The following is an 18,287-nucleotide window of genomic DNA, read 5'->3' as shown; positions in this document are numbered from 1 at the left end:
CTCTAGGCGTGTCCGAGGCGCCCGATTAACGTAAGGGGATAGGGTCCGTCGTGGACGTGCGTTTCTCGAACCCGGGTGAGACGCTCTATGCCGATCCGTTCTTGGCGATTGTTGTTGCTACGCTTGACCTATAGCAACTTTGCGGCCCATCTCAACGCCGCCACGGGACGATCCGACAACCCTTGCGAAAATCCGCGACGCTCGAGGCCTCGCCCGGCCGAGCCGGTGCCCTTCACGGCCGCCACGTCGCCGCATCGTTGGCACACGGCCACACTCTGCGAACGGCGCCGTTCGCTGCTCCGTTCACGCATGCACCGGCCCGGCGGCCGCGCGTGAAGCTTCACCCCGAGCGGCTTGGCCGGGCTGGCTGCGCTGCAATTCGGCGCAGCTCTCGACCAGCCGCTCGATCGCCGCGGCGTCGTGGGCCCAACTGAGGCTGATGCGCAGCCGTGCCTGGCCTTCGGGCACCGATGGCGGACGGATCGCGGGGACGAACAAACCGCGTCGCTGCAATTCGCTCGACAAAGCCAGGGCCACTTCGGCGCTGCCGACGACCAGCGGCACGATCTGGCTCTGAGTTGGTCCGAGGTTCCAACCTTGCGCATGCAGCGCCTCGCGCACAAACGCCGCCGTGCGCAGCAATTCGTTGCGGCGGTGCGGCTCGTGATGGACCACGTCGAGCGCGGTCATTGCCGCGCGGCACAAACTCGGCGGCAACGCGGTCGAAAACACGTAGCCTCGGGCGCGCTGAACCAGCCAGTCGACGAGTTTCTGTCGCCCGACGACAACGCCGCCGAGCGTGCCGAGGGCCTTGCTCAGCGTGCCGATGCGGATGTCGACCTGCGATTCGACGCCGCAGTGTTCGGCCGCGCCGCGGCCCTGCGTGCCGAAGATGCCCGTCGCATGCGCCTCGTCGACCAACAGCATGGCGCCGAATTGCTGCCGCAACGCGGCCAATTCGACCAGGGGCGCCAGGTCGCCGTCCATGCTGAACAGGCCGTCGGTGACGATCAGTTTGCGGCGAGCGCGGCTTTGCTGGAGCGCCGCGGCGAGCGCGCCCACGTCGCGATGGGGGTAGACCTGCACGTCGGCCCGCGAAAGCCGGCAGCCGTCGATCAGGCTGGCATGATTCAACTCGTCGCTGAACACGGCGTCGCCACGGCCGACGAGCGCGGGAATAGTGCTCACGTTGGCCGCATAGCCGGAGGCGAAGACCAAGGCCGCCTCGCAGCCTTCGAAGGCGGCCAACCGCGCTTCGAGGTCGGCGCACGCTGCGCTGTGTCCTGCGACCAGCGCGCTGGCCGCGGCCCCGGCCCCGGCTTGCGGCAATTCGACCGTCGCGGCCACCAGACGCGGGTCGAGCGCCAGCCCGAGATAGTCGTTCGAGCCGAAGTCGAGCAGACGCTGGCCGGCCCATTCAATCCAGCCGGGCGCGATGCGTTCAACGGTGCGCAGACGTCGCTCAAGGCCCGCGGCGCGCCAATCGCTGAGCTGTTCATCGAGCCATTCGAGCGGATCGAGCGGCCCATCGTTGCGCATCGCGTCGCTGGTAGCCATCGGCCGCATCAGCCTTTCGCCGCCCGGTTTTTCGAGGCGCTGTTCTTCGAGCCACCTTTCTTGGCGACGTGGTGGCGCGCCTTCGGCTTGCCGAGGCGATGGGCCACGCCTTTCGGAGGGGTCATCTTGTGTCGGGCCACGCGCGGGGAGTGACCGGCCGCCTCGGCCAATTGCTCGGCCACCTGCAACACCGCGTCGAACTCGGCCGGCGAGACCGGCTGCACCGACAGCCGCGAGCCGCGACGCAGCAGTTCCATGCCCTTGAGCGACGGCGTCTTGCGCAGCACTTCCAGCGCGATGGGCACCGCGAACTTGTGCTCGAGGCGAATGTCGACCATCTGCCAAATCGGGTTCTCGGCGGACGCCTTGGGATCGTAATGATGGTCCTTCGGGTCCCAGGCCGTGTGGTCGGGATATGCCTCGCGCACCACGACCGCCGTACCGACGACGGCCGGGGGGTCGGTGCTCGAGTGATAGAACAGCACCTGGTCGCCGGCCCGCATGTCGTCGCGGATGAAATTGCGGGCCTGGTAGTTGCGCACGCCGTCCCAGCAGGTCGTCTGCCGCGGTGCGGCGGCCAGGTCGTCGATGGAATACGACTCGGGTTCGGTCTTCAACAGCCAGAATCGCGGTGAGGACGACATGTACAAACTGCCGCGGTGCGGGCAACGGGATACCAGGACGAATGGCGTGGATTCTACGGCCTAGGCCAGTGCCCCGAAAGCCGTGCTCCCGGCGATCAGCCGAGCGCACCCGACTGCCGTAAGGCGGCGATCTGCACGGGGGTAAACGCCAGCCAATCGCGCAGAACTTCGTCCGAATGTTCGCCGAGCGCGGGCGGCGCAGGCAGACTCGTGCGCGGCGGGTCACCTTCCCAGTGCAGCGGCGATGCGACCAGCCGAAAGCTGCGGCCCGCGCCGTCGGTGGCCGGCAGAACCATGCCGCGAGCGGCCACTTGCGGATGCGCCAGCGCCTCGTCGACGCCGAGCACGGGCCCATGCGGCACGTCGTGAGCGGCCAACAAGGCATGCCATTGGTCGACGGTCCGTGCGCGAGCGAGCGGTTCGAGCAGGGCGAGTAGCTCGCGGCGATGGGCGACGCGCACCGGGTTCGTCGCAAACCGTGGGTCAACGGCCCAATCGGCGTGCCCGACGGCTGTGCAGAAGCGCTGCCATTGACCGTCGTTGCCGACGGCCAGAATGAAATGACCGTCTTGCGCGGCGAGCGGCTCATAGGGCACGATTTGCGGGTGCGCGTTGCCCCAGCGCTGCGGCGCCAGGCTCGTGACGAGCGCCCCTTGAGCGACGTTGACCAGGCTGGCCAAGGTGCAGTCGGCCAGCGCCAGGTCGCAGGTCGCCCCCGTACCGGACGCACCCCGGGCATGCAACCCGGCCAGCAGCGCAATCGCGGCGTAGAGTCCGGCGAGCACGTCGGCCATGGCGACGCCGACTTTCATCGGCGGACCCTCGACGGGGCCGGTGATGGCCATCAACCCGGCAAAGGCCTGTACGGCCAGGTCGTAGCCCGGCACCTCGGCCATCGGCCCGCTGCGGCCATAGCCGGAGATCGAGGCCCGCACGATGCGAGGATTGAGCTGGCGAACACGAGCGTCGTCGAGGCCGAGCCTGGCCAACGAGCCAGGCAGAAAGTTCTCGACCAGACAATCAGCCTGCATGAGCAATGCATCGAGCACGGCGCGCGCCTGGGGATGGGCCAGGTCGAGGGCCAGCGACCGCTTGCCGCGGTTGCACGACAAGTAGTAGGCGCTCGTACCGCCTTCGGGCAAAAACGGCGGACCCCAGGCCCGCGTGTCGTCGCCCGTACCGGGGCGCTCGACCTTGACGACGTCGGCGCCCAGGTCGGCGAGCACCTGGCAGCACAACGGGCCCGCCAGCACGCGCGACAAATCGAGCACGCGTACGCCTGCCAGCGGCAAATGGGGAGTCGAGGAATCGGCGACGGGCGACGTCATGCGCGGTGCTCGCAACGGGTTGGGCCTGGGCGGCAGGCGGTCCCTGCCTCCGCACACATCAGAGGATATACTGACGCGGTTCGGGTCGGCCTGCCCCGTGGGGAAATCGTCTGGGGCGGCCCCACGTTCGCATTCCGGAGGAGAGCCTGGTTGTGAACTCGACAAGTTCCACCGTGCACGTGAATCTCGGTCCGCGCAGCTACGACATCCGCATCGGCACGGGCAATTTGCACGAGCTGGGAGGCTGGATTAGCGCGTCGGGTGGGCCGAGTCATGCGGTCGTCATCAGCGATACCAACATCGACCAAACGCATGCCGAGGTCGCCGTCAAGAGTTTGCAGGACGCCGGCTGGCAGGTCGAGGTGCTGGTGACCGATCCCGGCGAACGGACCAAGTCGGTCAAGACGGCCTGGCTGCTGTGGGACAAGCTATTGGAGCTGAACGTCAATCGCCAGACAGCGGTCGTTGCCGTCGGCGGCGGAGTTGTCGGCGATCTGGCCGGCTTCGTGGCCGCGACCTACGGGCGCGGACTCCCCTTCTGGCAGGTGCCCACCACCTTGTTGGCGCAGGTCGATAGCTCGGTCGGCGGCAAGGTGGGCGTCAACCTGGCTGGCGGCAAGAACATGGTCGGTTGCTTTTGGCAACCGCGCGGCGTGTTGATCGATACGACCGTGCTCAACACCTTGCCGCCGCGCGAGTATCGCGCGGGGTTGGCCGAGGTGGTCAAGTACGGCGTGATCCTGGACCCGGAGTTTTTCGTCTATCTCGAACAGCACATCCCCGGCATCAAGAACCGCGACCCGAGCGTGCTCGAACACATCGTGGCCCGATGTTGTCGTCTGAAGGCTGACGTCGTCGAACAAGACGAACGCGAGGAGACAGGACATCGGGCCGTGCTGAACTATGGCCACACCTTCTGTCATGCTTTCGAGACGCTGACCCGGTATGCGCAGTTGTTGCACGGCGAGGCGGTTTCGATCGGCATGACCTGCGCCGCACAACTGGCCGAGCGCTTGGGACGTATCGATGCGGCGCTCGTCAAACGCCAGGAGCGGCTGCTGCGGGCCCTGAGCCTGCCGACGTATGTCCCGCGGTTGAACGCCGACAAGGTGATCTCGGTGATGCGCCGCGACAAGAAAGCCACGGCCGGCCATCTGCGGCTGGTGCTGCCGACGCGATTGGGCCACGTCGAGCTGGTCGACGATGTACCGGTCCGCGAAATCCGCGCCGTGCTCAACGCCGGGCGGCCCGATCTGCAACGTGCGCAAAAGCAGGCCGGCCCCGGCGAGGCGGCGCCCCCTGGGCCAGCGGCATCTCCGGGGTCAGAGGCACCCAGGGCTGCGACGGTCGATGGCGAGACTGCCGACGCGCCGTCAAAGGGGTCGCAGCCGTTCGAAGAGGCGGTGGCCGATGCATCGAATGCCATGCCGGCCGAATCCATCTCGCTGGGACCGATCTCGACTAATCCGGAAGAGGCCCTGGTCGCCCCGGCCGAGCCACCGGCGGCCGGCGAGCCGGGCGAGACGAGCGACAACTAACGCACCGCCACAGTTAACACACGCGCCTCAGACGCGGTACGAGCACGGGGCATGACCGCTGGTTCCGAGCACAGCGACGAGCGGGACTTGGCAGACCATCTGCGCTTGGCGCTGTTGCCGGGAATCGGTCCGCGGCTGCGCCGCGCACTGCTCGATGCTTTCGGTAGTCCCGCCGAGGTCTTGAGAGCATCGCCTCAGCAGTTGGCTCTCGTACCGGGCATTGGTCCGAAGCTGAGCGGGCGCATCGTCGACGTCCGCGATTCAATCGACGTCGCGAGCGAACTGGCACTGGCGCGCCAGCATGGCATCCAGTTGATGCTCGACACGTCGGCCGAGTATCCGCCGCTCTTGGCCGAGATTCCCGACCCACCCGGCGTGTTGTATCTGCGCGGTACCCTGGCTTCGTCCGATGGGCTGGCCGTGGCGATTGTCGGCTCGCGCCATGCGACGCGCTACGGCCTGGAGCAGGCCGAACGACTCGCCGCGAGCCTCGCACGCGCCGGGGTCACCATTGTCAGCGGCCTGGCCCGGGGCATCGATGCCGCGGCGCATCGTGGCGCACTGGCCGCCGGCGGTCGCACCTTGGCGGTGCTCGGCAGCGGGCTGTTGGAAATCTATCCGCCCGAGCACGCCGAGCTGGCCGCGCAGATCGCCGGCGCCGGCGCCGTCTTGTCCGAAAACGCCTTGCGCGGCACGCCATTGCCGGGCACCTTTCCACAGCGCAACCGGCTGATCAGCGGTTTGACGCTGGGGACGATCGTCGTCGAGGCGGCCGAACGCAGCGGCGCGTTGATCACGGCGCGCCATGCCTATGAACAAGGCCGCGAGGTGTTCGCCGTGCCGGGCCGGGTCGACAACCGCCTGGCCCGTGGCTGTCATCGGTTGATTCGCGACGGGGCGAAGCTGGTCGAAACGGCCGACGACGTGCTCGAGGAACTCGGGCCCTTGGCCCATCCGGTGCAGACGGACGACGCGACGACCGTGCGGCACCCGGCCGAGTTGAAGCTGAACGACGTCGAGCGCATCGTGTTGGCCGCGCTCGACGGCGAAACGACGGCCATCGATACGGTCGTCGCCGCGACGGGCCTGGCCGCTTCGCAGGTTTCGGCCGCGCTCGCAGTGCTTGAAGTGCGCCGCCTGGTGCGGCGCGTCAGCGGCCAGCTCTATGCCCGGCGCTGATCCGCGCGGCGCCGCCTCGCGGCTTCGACTACGACCGCGGACCGATGCAATACAAATGGCCGACCCCACGGAGGAACACTTGCCCCCGGCTGATGGCCGGCGAGGCGTAGGTTTCTTCCCCTAGGGCGTTCTCGGCGACTTGTTCGAACTCCGGACCCGGCCGGACGACGGTCATCACGCCGTCGTCCGAAAGAAAATAGGCCAGGCCGCCGGCCGCGACGAGCGAAGCGCTATAACGCGCGCCGATCCGCTCCATCCAGTGCCGCTTGCCTGAGGCCGCGTCGAAACAACTGGCGATGCCGTTGTCGGCCACGATCAAAAAGTAAGGCCCGATCACGATCGGCGACGGCACGTACGATGCGCCCTTGATCGTCCGCCAGACGATGTGGTCGTCGGTCAGTTGGCCGGCGCCCGTCGGGCGGATCGCCAGGATGTGATGGTCGGGAAACCCGCAGGTCATGAAGACCAGCTCGTCGTTGTTGACGAGCGACGCCACGAATTGCTCGGTGGGACCAGCGAGAACCCAGCGGCGCTCGCCGGTGCGCGGATCGTAGCTCGACACGCACTTGTTGCCCGAGAGCAACATTTGCGTCTGCCCGGCGAACTCGCGGATCAACGGGACCGAGTAACTGCGCGTCTTGTTCTCGCGGTCGATCTTCCACCGGGTCGCGCCGCTGGCGCGGTCCAGCGCCACGACAAAGCTGTCGCCGTCGTGGTCGCCATTGACGATCACCAGGTCCTCGAACAGCACCGGGCAGCTCGAGTAGCCGTGCTTGCTGTGAAACGAGCCGGGACGCACGAGCCAACGCTGCTGGCCCGCAAAGTCGTACGCCGCGACCACCATCTGGTCGCCTTCGAGAAACGTGACGTACACCAGCTCGCCATCGGTGGCCGGGGTGCTCGAGGCGTAGCTGTTGAGCGGGTGCTTTTCCTCCAGGGGCGCCGTGACGACCGTTCGCCGCCAAAGCTCGCGCCCGTCGCGGCGATCGAGCCCCATCAGCACGCGCTCTTGCGACTCTTCCAGGCAGGTGACCAGGAACAGCCGGTCCTGCCAGATAATCGGCGAAGAATGGCCCCGGCCGGCGATGGGCACCTTCCAGGCGACGTTTTCCGTGCCGCTCCAGGTGGTGGGTACGTTCGGCTCGAGGCTCGTGCCGTCGCCCCGTGGGCCGCGCCAGCAGGGCCAGTCCTCGGCCGCAGACCGAGCGACTTGGCCGGCGAACAATAACAAGACGAGGGCAGCAATCGACACACGCGACACGAGCCTGGCCTCCTGCGGTGGGGCGAACGACTTGACCGCTGGGGCCAAGTCTATCCGGACCGCGTCGCGATTGCCCCCCAGCGCCGGCAAAATGCCGGCGCCGTTCAATAAAAAAAGCCGCGGTACCCTGTTGGGCCCGCGGCCTTGGATCCAAACCCCCTGCCATTGCGACGGTGGAGTCGCTTCGAGAAGTACGCGAGATCAGGCTGTGCTAGGCACGGGCCGTTGGTTGATCTCGGTCCACGAATTCAGGGTTGGCACCTCCGACGGAATTAGACAGGAGGCTGGGATCCGCCCGGTTGTCACCAACCGAGCCGCAAACAGACATCGGCAATTTTCGCTCCCAGCTTGCGGACAAACCGCGCGGCGTTTGAAGCCGCGCGGTTGTGCCCGCTCGCTAGAGCTTAGCTGCAACCCGGCTTTCTTTATTCTATGCCGCGACTGCAATGCAGGCGGAGAAAATGCACGGAAAAAAATCGAGGCCGCGGGTCTCCCGCGCCCGTCGCGGAAAGCGGCAGCGATCTTGCGGGGTTTGCCGCGCGGGGCCGGGGGCGTTGCAAAGTGACGCGCGATTGGCACGAGATTTTCTTGTCGCGGCGGTCGCTGGCGATCAGCGCCCTGAGCGCTCGTCGGCGTGGGCCTCAGCGCTCGTCGGCGTGCCAGCGTTCGAGCAGGCGATCGATCGCCGCGGCGCATCGCTCGGGCGTATCGTAGTTGCCCTCGGCGATCTCCCGGCGCAGCCGTGCAACGAGCTCCCAGCGAATGGGTCGCTCGTCGTCGCGCGGTTCGGTCTGGGGGGGACGTTCGTGCATGGCCATGTATTCGCCGGAGTGCCGTGTGTAAAGTCTAGCACGGATCGCGCGGCGGTACCGCCCGCCGGGCTCGTGCGGGGGGCCAGGGCGTCGCTTGACGCTGGGCGCGAGGTTTGTACGCTGGCGCGCTGGGTGACTGCAGAGGGCCGGCACCATGGAACGCAAGCGATCGCTGGGTTGGCCGATCACGCTCGGCGTGATCATGATCATCTTGCTGATCGCGCTGACGATCGGCTGGGTGCTGCTCTCGCTGGCCGCCAATCGCACCATTTCGGGCGCCTTCTGGGGCACGCTGGTCGTCGGCACGATTTTCTTCACGATCGTGCTCGTCGGCGTCGTGCTCTACCTGTTGTTGACGATCAAGGAGATCAATCTCAATCAGCGGCAGGCCAATTTCATCGACAGCGTGACGCACGAGCTCAAATCGCCGATTGCTTCGCTCAAGCTCTATTTGCAGACCCTGCGCATGCGCTCGGTGACCGAGGCCCAACAGTCGGATTTCGTCCGCGTGATGCTCGAAGATGTCGAACGGCTCGATGCCCTGATCGATCATTTGCTCGAGGCGGCCCGCCTGCGCGAAGTTCCGGAGACCAGCGAGCTGGCCGACGTCGATCTGTCCTCCTTGCTCACCGCCTGCGCGCGCGAGGCTTGCCAGCGCTATCGCCTGCCGGCCGAGGCGATCAAGCTGCATTTGCAGCCGGTGCTCCTGCGCGCCTGGCCGATCGACGTGGAGATCGTGTTTCGCAACCTAATCGACAACGCCGCGAAATACTCGGGCGAGCAGGCGCAAATCGAGATCGAGACGCTGCCCACCGCGGGCGGCCGCGTCGTGACCCGGATCTCGGACAATGGCCCCGGCATTCCGGTGCGGCTGCAGCGGAAGATCTTCGGCCGCTTTTATCGCATCGGCAGCGAGCTGGAGCGCAGGAAACCAGGCACCGGGTTGGGATTGTATATTGTCGATCAGCTCGTGCGCCGGATGCGCGGTAAGGTACACGTCCGCGACCGGGCCGGCCACTCAGGTACCATTTTCGAAGTCGACTTGCCGCTGGGCTATGCGCCGGGATCGCAGCCGCAGGCCACGGCCGCCACGTCGAATCGGCGTGCTGGCGCAGAGCAGCCGCAGACGAACATCTCGCCGGCATGAGCGAACGCAAACACATCCTCGTGGTCGAGGACGAAGCCCACCTGGCCCTCGGTATCCAATACAATCTCGAGGCCGAGGGCTATCGCGTGACGACCGTGGGCGACGGCCCCGCGGCCCTGGCCCTGCTCGGCTCGGACGACGAGGCCGTCGACCTGCTGGTCCTCGACCTCATGTTGCCGGGCATGAGCGGCTACGCCGTTTGCGAGACGCTGCGCGAACAGGGCGACGATGTTCCGGTGTTGATCCTCAGCGCGCGCTCGCTGGCCGAGGACCGGACCCGGGGATTCGACGTCGGCGCCGATCAATATCTGCAGAAACCGTTCGACCTGCAGGAGCTGCTGGCCCGGGTTCGCAACCTGTTGGCCAGGGGGCGCATCCCTCGTGCCCCGTTGAGCACCAAGGACATCGGGCCCGAGTACCGGTTCAACAGCGCCGTGGTGAACTTCGACACGTTCAAGGTGCTGGTCGACGACCAGCCGGTCCGGCTGACTTACATGGAGCTGAAGCTGCTGCGCCACTTCATCGAGAACGAAGGGGTCGTGGTCACGAGATCGCAATTGCTGGAGCGCGTCTGGGGTTTGGCTTCGAGCCCGACGACGCGCACGGTGGACAACTTCGTGATGCGGTTGCGTAAGGTATTCGAGGCCGATCCCTCGCGGCCCCGCCATTTTCTGAGCGTGCGGGGTGCCGGATACCGCTTTGTCCGTGCCGGCGAAGATGAGTGATTCGGCCTGCACGAAGCCGGTAACCTCGGGCAGGACTGGGCTTACGTGCGATGGCACGATCGGGCTGATGGCTTTCCTGTGCCGTGGGAATTAGAATACAGGGACCCTGCCGGGGGCCGCCCAACGGCTCCTCCCTTGCCCTCCTTGTCGCATTGTTGAGCGCCGTGCGCATGTCGAGCCGCATGACACGCTGTCGGTTGGTGCCCTTGGCTCTGGGGCTCACGTGGCTGGTCCTCGGCCTGCAAGCCGTGGCCGACGATCCTTTGGCGCATGTCTCCGAGGCCGACTTGCAGGCGGCCCAGGCGACGCTCGACGAGCAGGTCTTGCCGCTGTTGCGGCAATACTGCATCGATTGCCACAACAGCCCGTTTTCTTCGAATAGCTTGGATTTGAGCCAGGCGACGACCGCGAAGCAGTTTGTCGAGCAGCGCGAAATCTGGGACAAGGCCATCTCCAAGTTTCGCGCCGGCACCATGCCGCCCGAAGGCGAGGAACGGCCATCGCAGGAAGTGGCCACCGCGATGCTCGACCGCTTCGAGGCGCTGCTGAGCACGCTGGCCTGCGCTGGCCCGCGCGACCCCGGCCGCGTGACGGTGCGGCGTTTGAATCGGGTTGAATACAACAACACGATTCGAGATCTGGTCGGCATCGACTATCACGGCGCCGACGATTTTCCCTCGGACGACGTCGGTTACGGATTCGACAATATCGGCGACGTGCTTTCGCTCTCGCCGGTGCTGCTGGAGAAATATCTCGCGGCTGCCGAGGAGATCACGTCGCGGGCGATCGTGACGGACGACCCGAGCCGTCCGCGCCGCGTGCGGCTCGAAGCCGAGGACATGCAGTCGACGTTCGACTACAAGGGAGCCGTCAACGGCGCGTTTCATCTGTACTACCCGGGCGAGGTCTACGGTACGTTCGATGCCCCGGCCGCAGGCCCCTACGTCGTGCGTGCCCGAGCTTTTGGCACGCAGGCCGGCGACGAGCCGGCGCGCATGGAGCTCCGCTTCGACGAGGCCAACCGCCAGACGATCGACGTGCCGGTGACGGAAGAGGCGGCCGAGGTCTACGAAGCGAAGTTCGAATTGATCGCCGGCAAGCACCGCATCGCCGCGGCGTTCCTCAACGACTTCAACGACGCACAGGCCACCGATCCCCAGCGGAAGGATCGCAACCTGGCCGTCGACTATCTGGAAATCGAAGGCCCCCTGGGGCTCGAGCCGGCGGCGGTGCCCGAGAGTCATCGCCGGATCATCTTCATTCAACCCGAGGCCGACACGGTCGAAGGCTGCGCGCGGATGGTGCTCAAGCAGTTTGCGACGCGTGCCTGGCGCCGCCCGGCGACTTCGATCGAGGTCTCGCGGCTGATGCGCGTGTTCCACGTGGCGACAGAACAGGGCGAGAGCTTCGAACGGGGCATTCAGCTGGCCTGCCAGGCCGTGCTTGTGTCGCCGTATTTTCTCTACCGCATCGAGCTGCCCCCCGGCGAGGACAAGCCGAAATCGAAACGCGGCAAGGACGAGCCGCCGGCCGAAGATGCGCCGCCCGGTCCATTGAATCCCTGGGCGCTCGCGTCGCGGTTGTCCTATTTCCTCTGGAGCAGCATGCCCGACGAGGAGCTGTTCAAGCTCGCCGAAGAGGGCACGCTCGCCGAGCCGGCTGTGCTCGAAGCGCAAGTCCGGCGCATGCTGGCCGATCCGAAGTCGCAGGCGCTGGTCGAGAACTTTGCCGGCCAGTGGCTGCAGTTGCGCAACCTGCGGATCATCGAGCCGGACCGCGGGCGGTTCCCCGAGTTCGACGAGGAACTGCGCGCCGCGATGCGCTCCGAGACCGAGCAATACTTCGCCCACATCATGCGCGAGGATCGCAGCATTCTCGAATTCCTCGACGCCGATTACACGTTCGTCAACGAGCGGCTTGCACGACATTACGGCATCAACGGCGTCGCGGGCCCCGAGTTTCGCCAGGTGTCGCTGGCCGGTACGCAGCGCGGCGGAGTCTTGCTGCAAGCGAGCGTATTGACCGTCACGTCGAATCCCACGCGGACCTCGCCGGTCAAGCGCGGCCGCTGGGTGCTCGAACAAATCCTGGGTACGCCGCCGCCCCCGCCGCCGCCTGGCGCTCCGCAGTTGCCCGACGATGGAGGTGGTCCGCTCACCGGTACTCTGCGCCAGCGGACCGAGCAGCACCGCACCGATCCGAATTGTGCGGCGTGCCATCGGCTGATGGACCCGTTGGGCTTCGGCCTGGAAAACTTTGACGCCGTTGGCGCCTGGCGCGATCAAGACGGCGCTGATCCGATCGATGCCTCGGGCGAACTGCCCAACGGGCGGACCTTTGCCGGCCCCGGGGGATTGCGCGAGATTCTCGTGGGCCAGGCGGCCGACTTTCGTCGTTGCCTGGCGCAAAAGCTGCTAACCTACGCCTTGGGTCGAGGATTAGAGGCCGGCGACCGCTGCACGGTCGATGAAATTTGTCAGTCGGTGGCCGGGTCGGAGAATCGCTTCTCGGCCCTGGTGTTGGCCATCGTGCAGAGCGTTCCTTTCCGCGGCCCGGCGGCCGCCAGCGAGCAGTGAACATGTTGCATTCCCAACCGCTCGATCGTCGTACCGTGCTCAAGGGTCTCGGCACCGTCGTGGCCCTGCCCTGGCTCGAGGCCATGACTCCCTCGGGCCGCGCGGCCGAGACGACGGCTGTGGCGCCCCGGCGGGCGGCGTTTTTCTTCGTCCCCAACGGCGTGCACATGCCCAACTGGACGCCGGCCGAGGAAGGCGCCGAATTTGTCCTGCCGCCCACGCTCGAACCGCTCGCGGCCCGGCAACAAGATCTGCTGATCCTGAGCGGGCTCTCGCACGACAAGGCCCGCGCCAACGGCGACGGACCGGGCGACCATGCCCGCAGCGCCGCGTGTTTTCTCACCGCGTGTCAGCCGTTCAAGACCGACGGCGCCAATCTCCGCGCCGGAGTGTCGGTCGATCAGATGATCGCCCAACACTTGGGCGCGCGTACCCGGTTCCCTTCGCTCGAATTGGGCTGTGATCTTGGTCCGCAGTCGGGCGGATGCGACTCGGGCTATAGCTGCGCGTACTCCGGCAACATCTCCTGGCGCACGCCGAACCAGCCGGCGTCGAAGGAAATCGATCCGCGGCTGATCTTCGAGCGATTGTTCGGCGACGTGAACCGCAGCGAGGCGGCCGAAAGCCGCGCCCGGCGGCAGCTCTTTCAAAAGAGCGTGCTCGACTTCGTGCTGACCGACGCCAATCGCTTGCGGCAAAAGCTCGGCCAGGCCGATCGCCGCAAATTGGACGAATACCTCACCGCCATCCGCGAGATCGAAACCCGGCTGAGCGCGACGCCGCTGACCGAGGTGAACGCCGAGCAGCTTGCGGAGATGACGCCGCCGCCGGGTGTTCCGTCGGACTACTCGGCCCACGCGCGGCTGATCGGCGACCTGCTGGTGCTGGCTTTCCAGGGCGACCTGACGCGCGTGGCGACGTTCATGTTCGCCAACGAGGGCAGCAACCGCAGCTACGCGCAGATCGAAGTGCCCGAAGGACATCACGATCTCTCACACCACGGCAACGACGAGGCGAAGCAGGCCAAGATCGCCAAGATCAACCGCTATCACATGGAACAATTTGCCTATATCGTCGAGCGGATGAAGGCGATTCCCGAGGGAGACTCGACGCTGCTGGACAATAGCCTGTTGCTCTACGGCAGCGGCATCGGCGACGGCAACCGCCACAATCACGACGATCTGCCGATCATGCTGGTGGGCCGCTGCGGCGGAGCGCTGCGGACCGGCCGGCACGTGCGCTATCCGAACGAAACGCCGCTGGCCAACCTGTTCGTGTCGCTGCTGGGGTGCATGGACATCACCGCCGAAAAGGTCGGCGACAGCAACGGCCGTTTGAACGATCTGGCGTAGCGCACGCCGACGGATCGTCCTTGAGCACCCGGCGCGTCGTCAGCTCGCGCCCCCTAACCCCCGGCCGCCTAGACCGGCCGATCGCTAAGGCTGGGGCGCGGCGATGAAGCCGTAGTGGCGCCCCATCCAGTAGGGCAAGAGCCAGAAGGTCGACGCATCTTCGGCGCGACCTCCGTCGCCGTCCGCCACGTGGAAAGGGTTGCCGTCCCACTTGATCAGGGCCCGCTCGTCGGGCGGCAGCCAGCGGTCCGTTTGCGGCGAGCCGCTTTGCGGGGTGCGCACGATTTGCACGTCGTCGCGGGTCGAGTTGTCGATCCGCCAGCGGACCATGTCGAGCGGCACGTCGCGCAAGTATTGCACCGCGGCCGCCGCGTCGCATTCGCGGCCGGACAAGTGGCCATAGGTGAAGTTGTAGAACGGGCTGTGCACGCGGCGGTTCATTCGGTACCACGCCTCGAGACTCGGCAAAAACGTCTCGCGCCAGGCGGGCAGCGCCTGCTCGCACAGCAAATCGCGAAAATCCATCGCCAGCAAGTCGCTGTCGATGAACGTGAACAATCCCGGGTCGGGTGATTGCGGCGGCAGCAGGTTATGGCGGTATCCGTGCCGGTCGAGCAAGTCGCGCCCGTGTTGGCGATACTTTTCGTCGCCCGTCAGGTGCGCGGCGATTTCCAGCAGCGCGATGATCTCGATCGAGTTGGTATTTCGTTCGGGCGCCCAATTCGGATCGCCGTTCAGTCGCGATGGCGACCAGATGGCCCATTGCGTGGATCGGCCGTCGATGTCGCGCAGCGAGTATTCACCGGCGATGATCTGGTCGGTCACGCGGCGGGCCAGCGCGGCCACGCGGCGGCGCTCCGACTCGTTGGCCACCAGGTCGTAGAATACGCCCCAGGCATAGTAATGCCCTGAAATCTCGTCGGAACTCGTATCGCCCTTCCAGAGCCAACGGCCGTCGGAGCTGGGCCGCCAGCGCTCGGTGACGATCTTGTTGAGCGGTTCGCCAATCCGCTCGGCGGCCGCTTCGGCGGGCGTGTACGTCCGGTTCGGGTCGGCCATCCGCTTCCATTCGCGTGGAATGACCGTGCGGGCAATGAAGCCCGGCGTACTGGTGACGGTTTGCAGGAACTCGATCGCCTCGAACCCGGCGACGGCGCTGGCCCGCGCCACCGGGTCGCGCGTGACGGCATAGCGGAAGCACTGCGACGCCAGGTATTGCCCGGTATACATACCGTCGTTGTCAGTATCCATGGGCTCCCAGGTGTTGAGGTCGCCGGGCACGCGCAGGTAGCAGACCTCGACCAGGCCCGGGGCGCGCACGTGGCGCGCACGGACGACTCTTTCGTAGTGCGCGGCCTTTTCTTCCAACGTGAGCGGTCGGGCGTCGAGCACGCTCAGGCCGCCGGCCGTGGCGATGCAGCAGCGATGCTCGCCCAGGGCCAGCACATCGCGCACCTCGTCGTGCGGTAGCCAGCGCAGCGAGTGGCGGAAGGCGAACCGCCGCCCATCGTACCGGGCCAGGCCCACGGCGGTACCGATCCACAGCCGGTCCTGTGCATCGACCGCCAAGCTGCGCACGTGAATCGAAGGCAGGCCCTCGCGCCCCGTGTAGCTGGCGACGCGTTGACCGCGATCGAACACGTCGAGGCCTACATTGGAGCCGACCCATACGCGGCCGTCACCAGTCTGGCACAGCGCGTGGACGTCGGAACTCAGCAGGTCGACGGTGCGATACAAGCGCCGGGCGCGATCGCCTTCGACCACGTACGCGCCGACGGCCGTGGCGGCCCAGAGTTGATTGTCGACCCAGAGCAAGTCGCGAAAACTCGTGGCCACCGGTGCGGTCGACTTGTTCCAGGCGCCGCCTTGACGAATCCACAGGCCGTCTGGCCCGCCCACCGCCATGCGGTCCCCCGCCACGGCGATCTCGGCCAGCGCCTGCTCGAAGCCCGCGACCGGCTCGACGCGTTCGGGCGACAGTCGGAACAGCCCGTTCCAAGCGGCGCCCCAGACCGTACCTTCGGCGTCAATCTCTACGTCGTAGGCCGGCCCGGCGACCGCGCCGCGCTCGGGCGTTTTGAATGCCGCGCCTTCGAGATAGCGAAAGCCGGCAGCGGTGGCGAGCCAGACGCGCCCCTGGCGATCGACGGTCACGGCGCGGAGGTCGTTCTCCTCTGGGCTCGCGCTGGCGACAAACGGCTCGCGGTATTCCTGTTGAAAGGGGACATCTGGCATGGCTTCGGCGGCCACGGCGCCGGGCACAGCCGCGCCGATGGCGAGCAAACGCCAAACCCAGGCCCACAAGACAGCTTTTGCACGCATCGAATATTTGCTCCCGCGAATCACGACCACAGGCAACGGTGGAGTGGCCCAGGATCATTCGCCCTTTGCGGGCGGTCAAGCGGCACCGCTTTGGAGGGGTTGATCCGGATGTGCACGGGCGCGCGACCGCAAAACCGGAATTCCGGGCTCGACGGGGACGTCCCGGGCACGCGCGGGCGGCGCACCGCACGCATCTGCGGAGCTACGTTTGTAGGGATTCAGTCAGCAATCGACTGGATGAGTTACTCACGCGAGCCGGCAATTCATGGGTCTTGTGCTGGTTGTCATCTTGATGGTCTTGAACCTGGCCTTGGGCTACGCGCTGGCCGTGTTTCTCGGGCACGATCACCTGACCTTGCATGCGGAGTTGCCGCCGGTGGTGCCGTTCGAATCGCGGCCCCTTGAGCCGGCCGAGCCCCCGGCAGCCGAGCCGATGGCCCCCGACTCGATGCCCGTGGCGGCCCCGCAAAACGAACAGCAGGGCGGCGCCGACTTCGAGGCGACGGTAGATCCCAAGGCGGCCGAAGACTTTGCGGCCCTGGCCGCGGCAGCCGACAACGGCTGATCGGCCCCGGGCCCGCCAAACGGTTTGACGACCTCTGGGTCGGACCCGTCTAATCGCGTCTCCGCAGAGGGCCGTGATTCGGGCGATGAGTCAAACCGACGGATCGAAGATGATTCTGTACCTCGTGCGGCATGGCGAGAGCGTCTTCAATGCGGAAGGCCGCATTCAAGGTCAACTCGATCCGCCGCTTTCGGAGCTCGGGCTGCGCCAGGCGACGGCGCTTGCCGAAGCGTTCACAGGCCAGACCATTCAGGCCGTGTTCGCCAGCCCGTTGGCGCGTGCCTGGCAAACGGCCGAGCCGATTTGTGCCGCGCTCGACGTGGGTGCCCAGGCCGACGAACGGCTTAAGGAAATCAATGCCGGCATCTTTCAGGGCCTGCGCTGGGATGAGATCCAGGCGGCGCATCCCGAGGCCGCGGCGCGCTGGCGCGCGCAAGAGCCCGACTTTGTCGTGCCGCAAGGTGAATCGCGCCGGGCGCTGATGGCACGCGCGCTGGCCGTGCTCGAAGCGATCCGCGAAACGGGGCTGGAGCGCGTGCTCGTCGTGGCGCACGGCGGCGTGCTCACCGCGGGCCTGAAGGCGCTGCTCGGCGTACCCGCCGAGCGCAACCCGTTTTCGTTGTTCAACGGCGCAATCAGCCAGGTGACCTGGGACAAGCAGGCCAAACTGGTCACGCTCAACCAGGTCGAGCACCTGGTGCGCTGCGGCGTGCATCAGGGCAAGGCAGGCGACCTGTATTGAAATCGGGTCCGGCCGTTTGCCGAGAACTGCCGAGGCCGCGGCGGGCGATCCGACCTACCGCACTTCGAAGATCGCCTCAATCTCGACGCGAATGTTGCCCGGCAACGAGCCCATACCGATGGCGCTGCGCGCCCCGACGCCGGCGTCGGGCCCGAACACCTGGCTCATCAGCTCGCTGTAGCCGTTGATCACGGCCGGATGCTGCGCAAAGTCGGGCGTGGCGTTGACCATGCCGAGCGTCTTGACCAGCCGGACCACGCGGTCGAGGCTCGTCAAATGGGCCCGCAGCGACGCGAGAATCGCCAGGCCCGTTTGCCGCGCGGCCTCGTAGCCGGCCTGCTGGTCCTGATCGGCGCCGACCTTGCCGGTGAGCATCGAGCCGTCGGGCAACAGCGGCCCGTGACCCGAGACGTAGGCCATATTCCCGACGACGACGACCGGCTTGTAGACGCCGGCCGGCTTGGGCGGCGGTGGCAATTGCAGTCCTAACTCGGCGATTCGGGCCTCGGCTCCCATGATGTCCCTCGACGTGTGTGCAG

The 18,287-nt window shown here is 66.6% G+C and carries 15 protein-coding genes; 8 read left to right on the top strand and 7 right to left on the bottom strand.

Translation table 11 applies throughout. From position 1 onward, the window contains the following. Window positions 1-303: 303 nt before the first annotated feature. The 3 genes from bioF to K1X74_07665 all read right to left on the bottom strand — a co-directional run bounded on the left by bioF (window position 304) and on the right by K1X74_07665 (window position 3,529). Window positions 304-1,557, bottom strand: a complete 1,254-nt coding sequence (gene bioF / locus K1X74_07675) for an 8-amino-7-oxononanoate synthase (protein ID MBX7166213.1) — start codon at window positions 1,555-1,557, stop codon at window positions 304-306. Between the two features lie 8 nt (window positions 1,558-1,565). After that, window positions 1,566-2,201, bottom strand: a complete 636-nt coding sequence (locus tag K1X74_07670; GenBank protein MBX7166212.1) for an EVE domain-containing protein — start codon at window positions 2,199-2,201, stop codon at window positions 1,566-1,568. 95 nt (window positions 2,202-2,296) lie between these two features. Next, complete coding sequence (locus tag K1X74_07665; GenBank protein ID MBX7166211.1) at window positions 2,297-3,529, bottom strand: CoA transferase; 1,233 nt, start codon at window positions 3,527-3,529, stop codon at window positions 2,297-2,299. Between the two features lie 146 nt (window positions 3,530-3,675). On the opposite strand from K1X74_07665, the gene aroB reads away from it, so the two are divergent. Then, window positions 3,676-5,067: a 3-dehydroquinate synthase gene (gene aroB, locus K1X74_07660; protein ID MBX7166210.1), complete on the top strand. Its 1,392-nt coding sequence runs from the start codon at window positions 3,676-3,678 to the stop codon at window positions 5,065-5,067. Window positions 5,068-5,118: 51 nt separating this feature from the next. Beyond that, window positions 5,119-6,246, top strand: coding sequence for a DNA-processing protein DprA (dprA, locus tag K1X74_07655; protein MBX7166209.1), 1,128 nt, complete (start codon window positions 5,119-5,121; stop codon window positions 6,244-6,246). 28 nt (window positions 6,247-6,274) lie between these two features. Here the strand turns inward: dprA and K1X74_07650 are convergent, their stop codons facing one another. Beyond that, window positions 6,275-7,507 (bottom strand): PQQ-like beta-propeller repeat protein, encoded by a 1,233-nt coding sequence (locus K1X74_07650; protein MBX7166208.1) that lies wholly within the window; start codon window positions 7,505-7,507, stop codon window positions 6,275-6,277. A gap of 641 nt (window positions 7,508-8,148) precedes the next feature. Next, the gene (locus tag K1X74_07645) at window positions 8,149-8,319 is read right to left on the bottom strand and encodes a hypothetical protein (GenBank protein MBX7166207.1); all 171 of its coding nucleotides are present in this window, start codon (window positions 8,317-8,319) and stop codon (window positions 8,149-8,151) included. A 154-nt stretch (window positions 8,320-8,473) separates the two neighbouring features. On the opposite strand from K1X74_07645, the gene K1X74_07640 reads away from it, so the two are divergent. From K1X74_07640 to K1X74_07625, 4 genes are all read left to right on the top strand, one after another. Continuing rightward, complete coding sequence (locus K1X74_07640) at window positions 8,474-9,466, top strand: HAMP domain-containing histidine kinase (GenBank protein ID MBX7166206.1); 993 nt, start codon at window positions 8,474-8,476, stop codon at window positions 9,464-9,466. Then, entirely contained in the window at window positions 9,463-10,191 is a 729-nt protein-coding gene (locus K1X74_07635; protein ID MBX7166205.1) for a response regulator transcription factor, read from the top strand. Before K1X74_07640 ends, K1X74_07635 begins: the two co-directional genes overlap by 4 nt. A 182-nt stretch (window positions 10,192-10,373) precedes the next feature. Then, window positions 10,374-12,767, top strand: a complete 2,394-nt coding sequence (locus K1X74_07630; GenBank protein MBX7166204.1) for a DUF1592 domain-containing protein — start codon at window positions 10,374-10,376, stop codon at window positions 12,765-12,767. Between the two features lie 2 nt (window positions 12,768-12,769). Continuing rightward, window positions 12,770-14,119 (top strand): DUF1552 domain-containing protein, encoded by a 1,350-nt coding sequence (locus K1X74_07625; protein MBX7166203.1) that lies wholly within the window; start codon window positions 12,770-12,772, stop codon window positions 14,117-14,119. Between the two features lie 84 nt (window positions 14,120-14,203). Here the strand turns inward: K1X74_07625 and K1X74_07620 are convergent, their stop codons facing one another. Further along, entirely contained in the window at window positions 14,204-16,441 is a 2,238-nt protein-coding gene (locus tag K1X74_07620; GenBank protein ID MBX7166202.1) for a hypothetical protein, read from the bottom strand. A gap of 265 nt (window positions 16,442-16,706) precedes the next feature. Between K1X74_07620 and K1X74_07615 the strand changes: the two genes are divergently transcribed. Both K1X74_07615 and K1X74_07610 read left to right on the top strand, forming a co-directional pair. Further along, window positions 16,707-17,006: a hypothetical protein gene (locus K1X74_07615; GenBank protein ID MBX7166201.1), complete on the top strand. Its 300-nt coding sequence runs from the start codon at window positions 16,707-16,709 to the stop codon at window positions 17,004-17,006. Window positions 17,007-17,091: 85 nt separating this feature from the next. Continuing rightward, a complete protein-coding gene (locus K1X74_07610; protein ID MBX7166200.1) occupies window positions 17,092-17,748 on the top strand; it encodes a histidine phosphatase family protein in 657 nt (218 codons plus the stop codon). Window positions 17,749-17,802: 54 nt separating this feature from the next. Here K1X74_07610 and K1X74_07605 read toward each other — a convergent pair whose 3' ends face one another. Continuing rightward, a complete protein-coding gene (locus K1X74_07605; GenBank protein ID MBX7166199.1) occupies window positions 17,803-18,264 on the bottom strand; it encodes a RidA family protein in 462 nt (153 codons plus the stop codon). Between the last annotated feature and the right edge of the window lie 23 nt (window positions 18,265-18,287).

The organism is Pirellulales bacterium, assembly GCA_019694435.1.
GTDB lineage: Bacteria > Planctomycetota > Planctomycetia > Pirellulales > JAEUIK01 > JAIBBZ01.
This window is presented reverse-complemented; position numbering and strand designations above follow the sequence as displayed.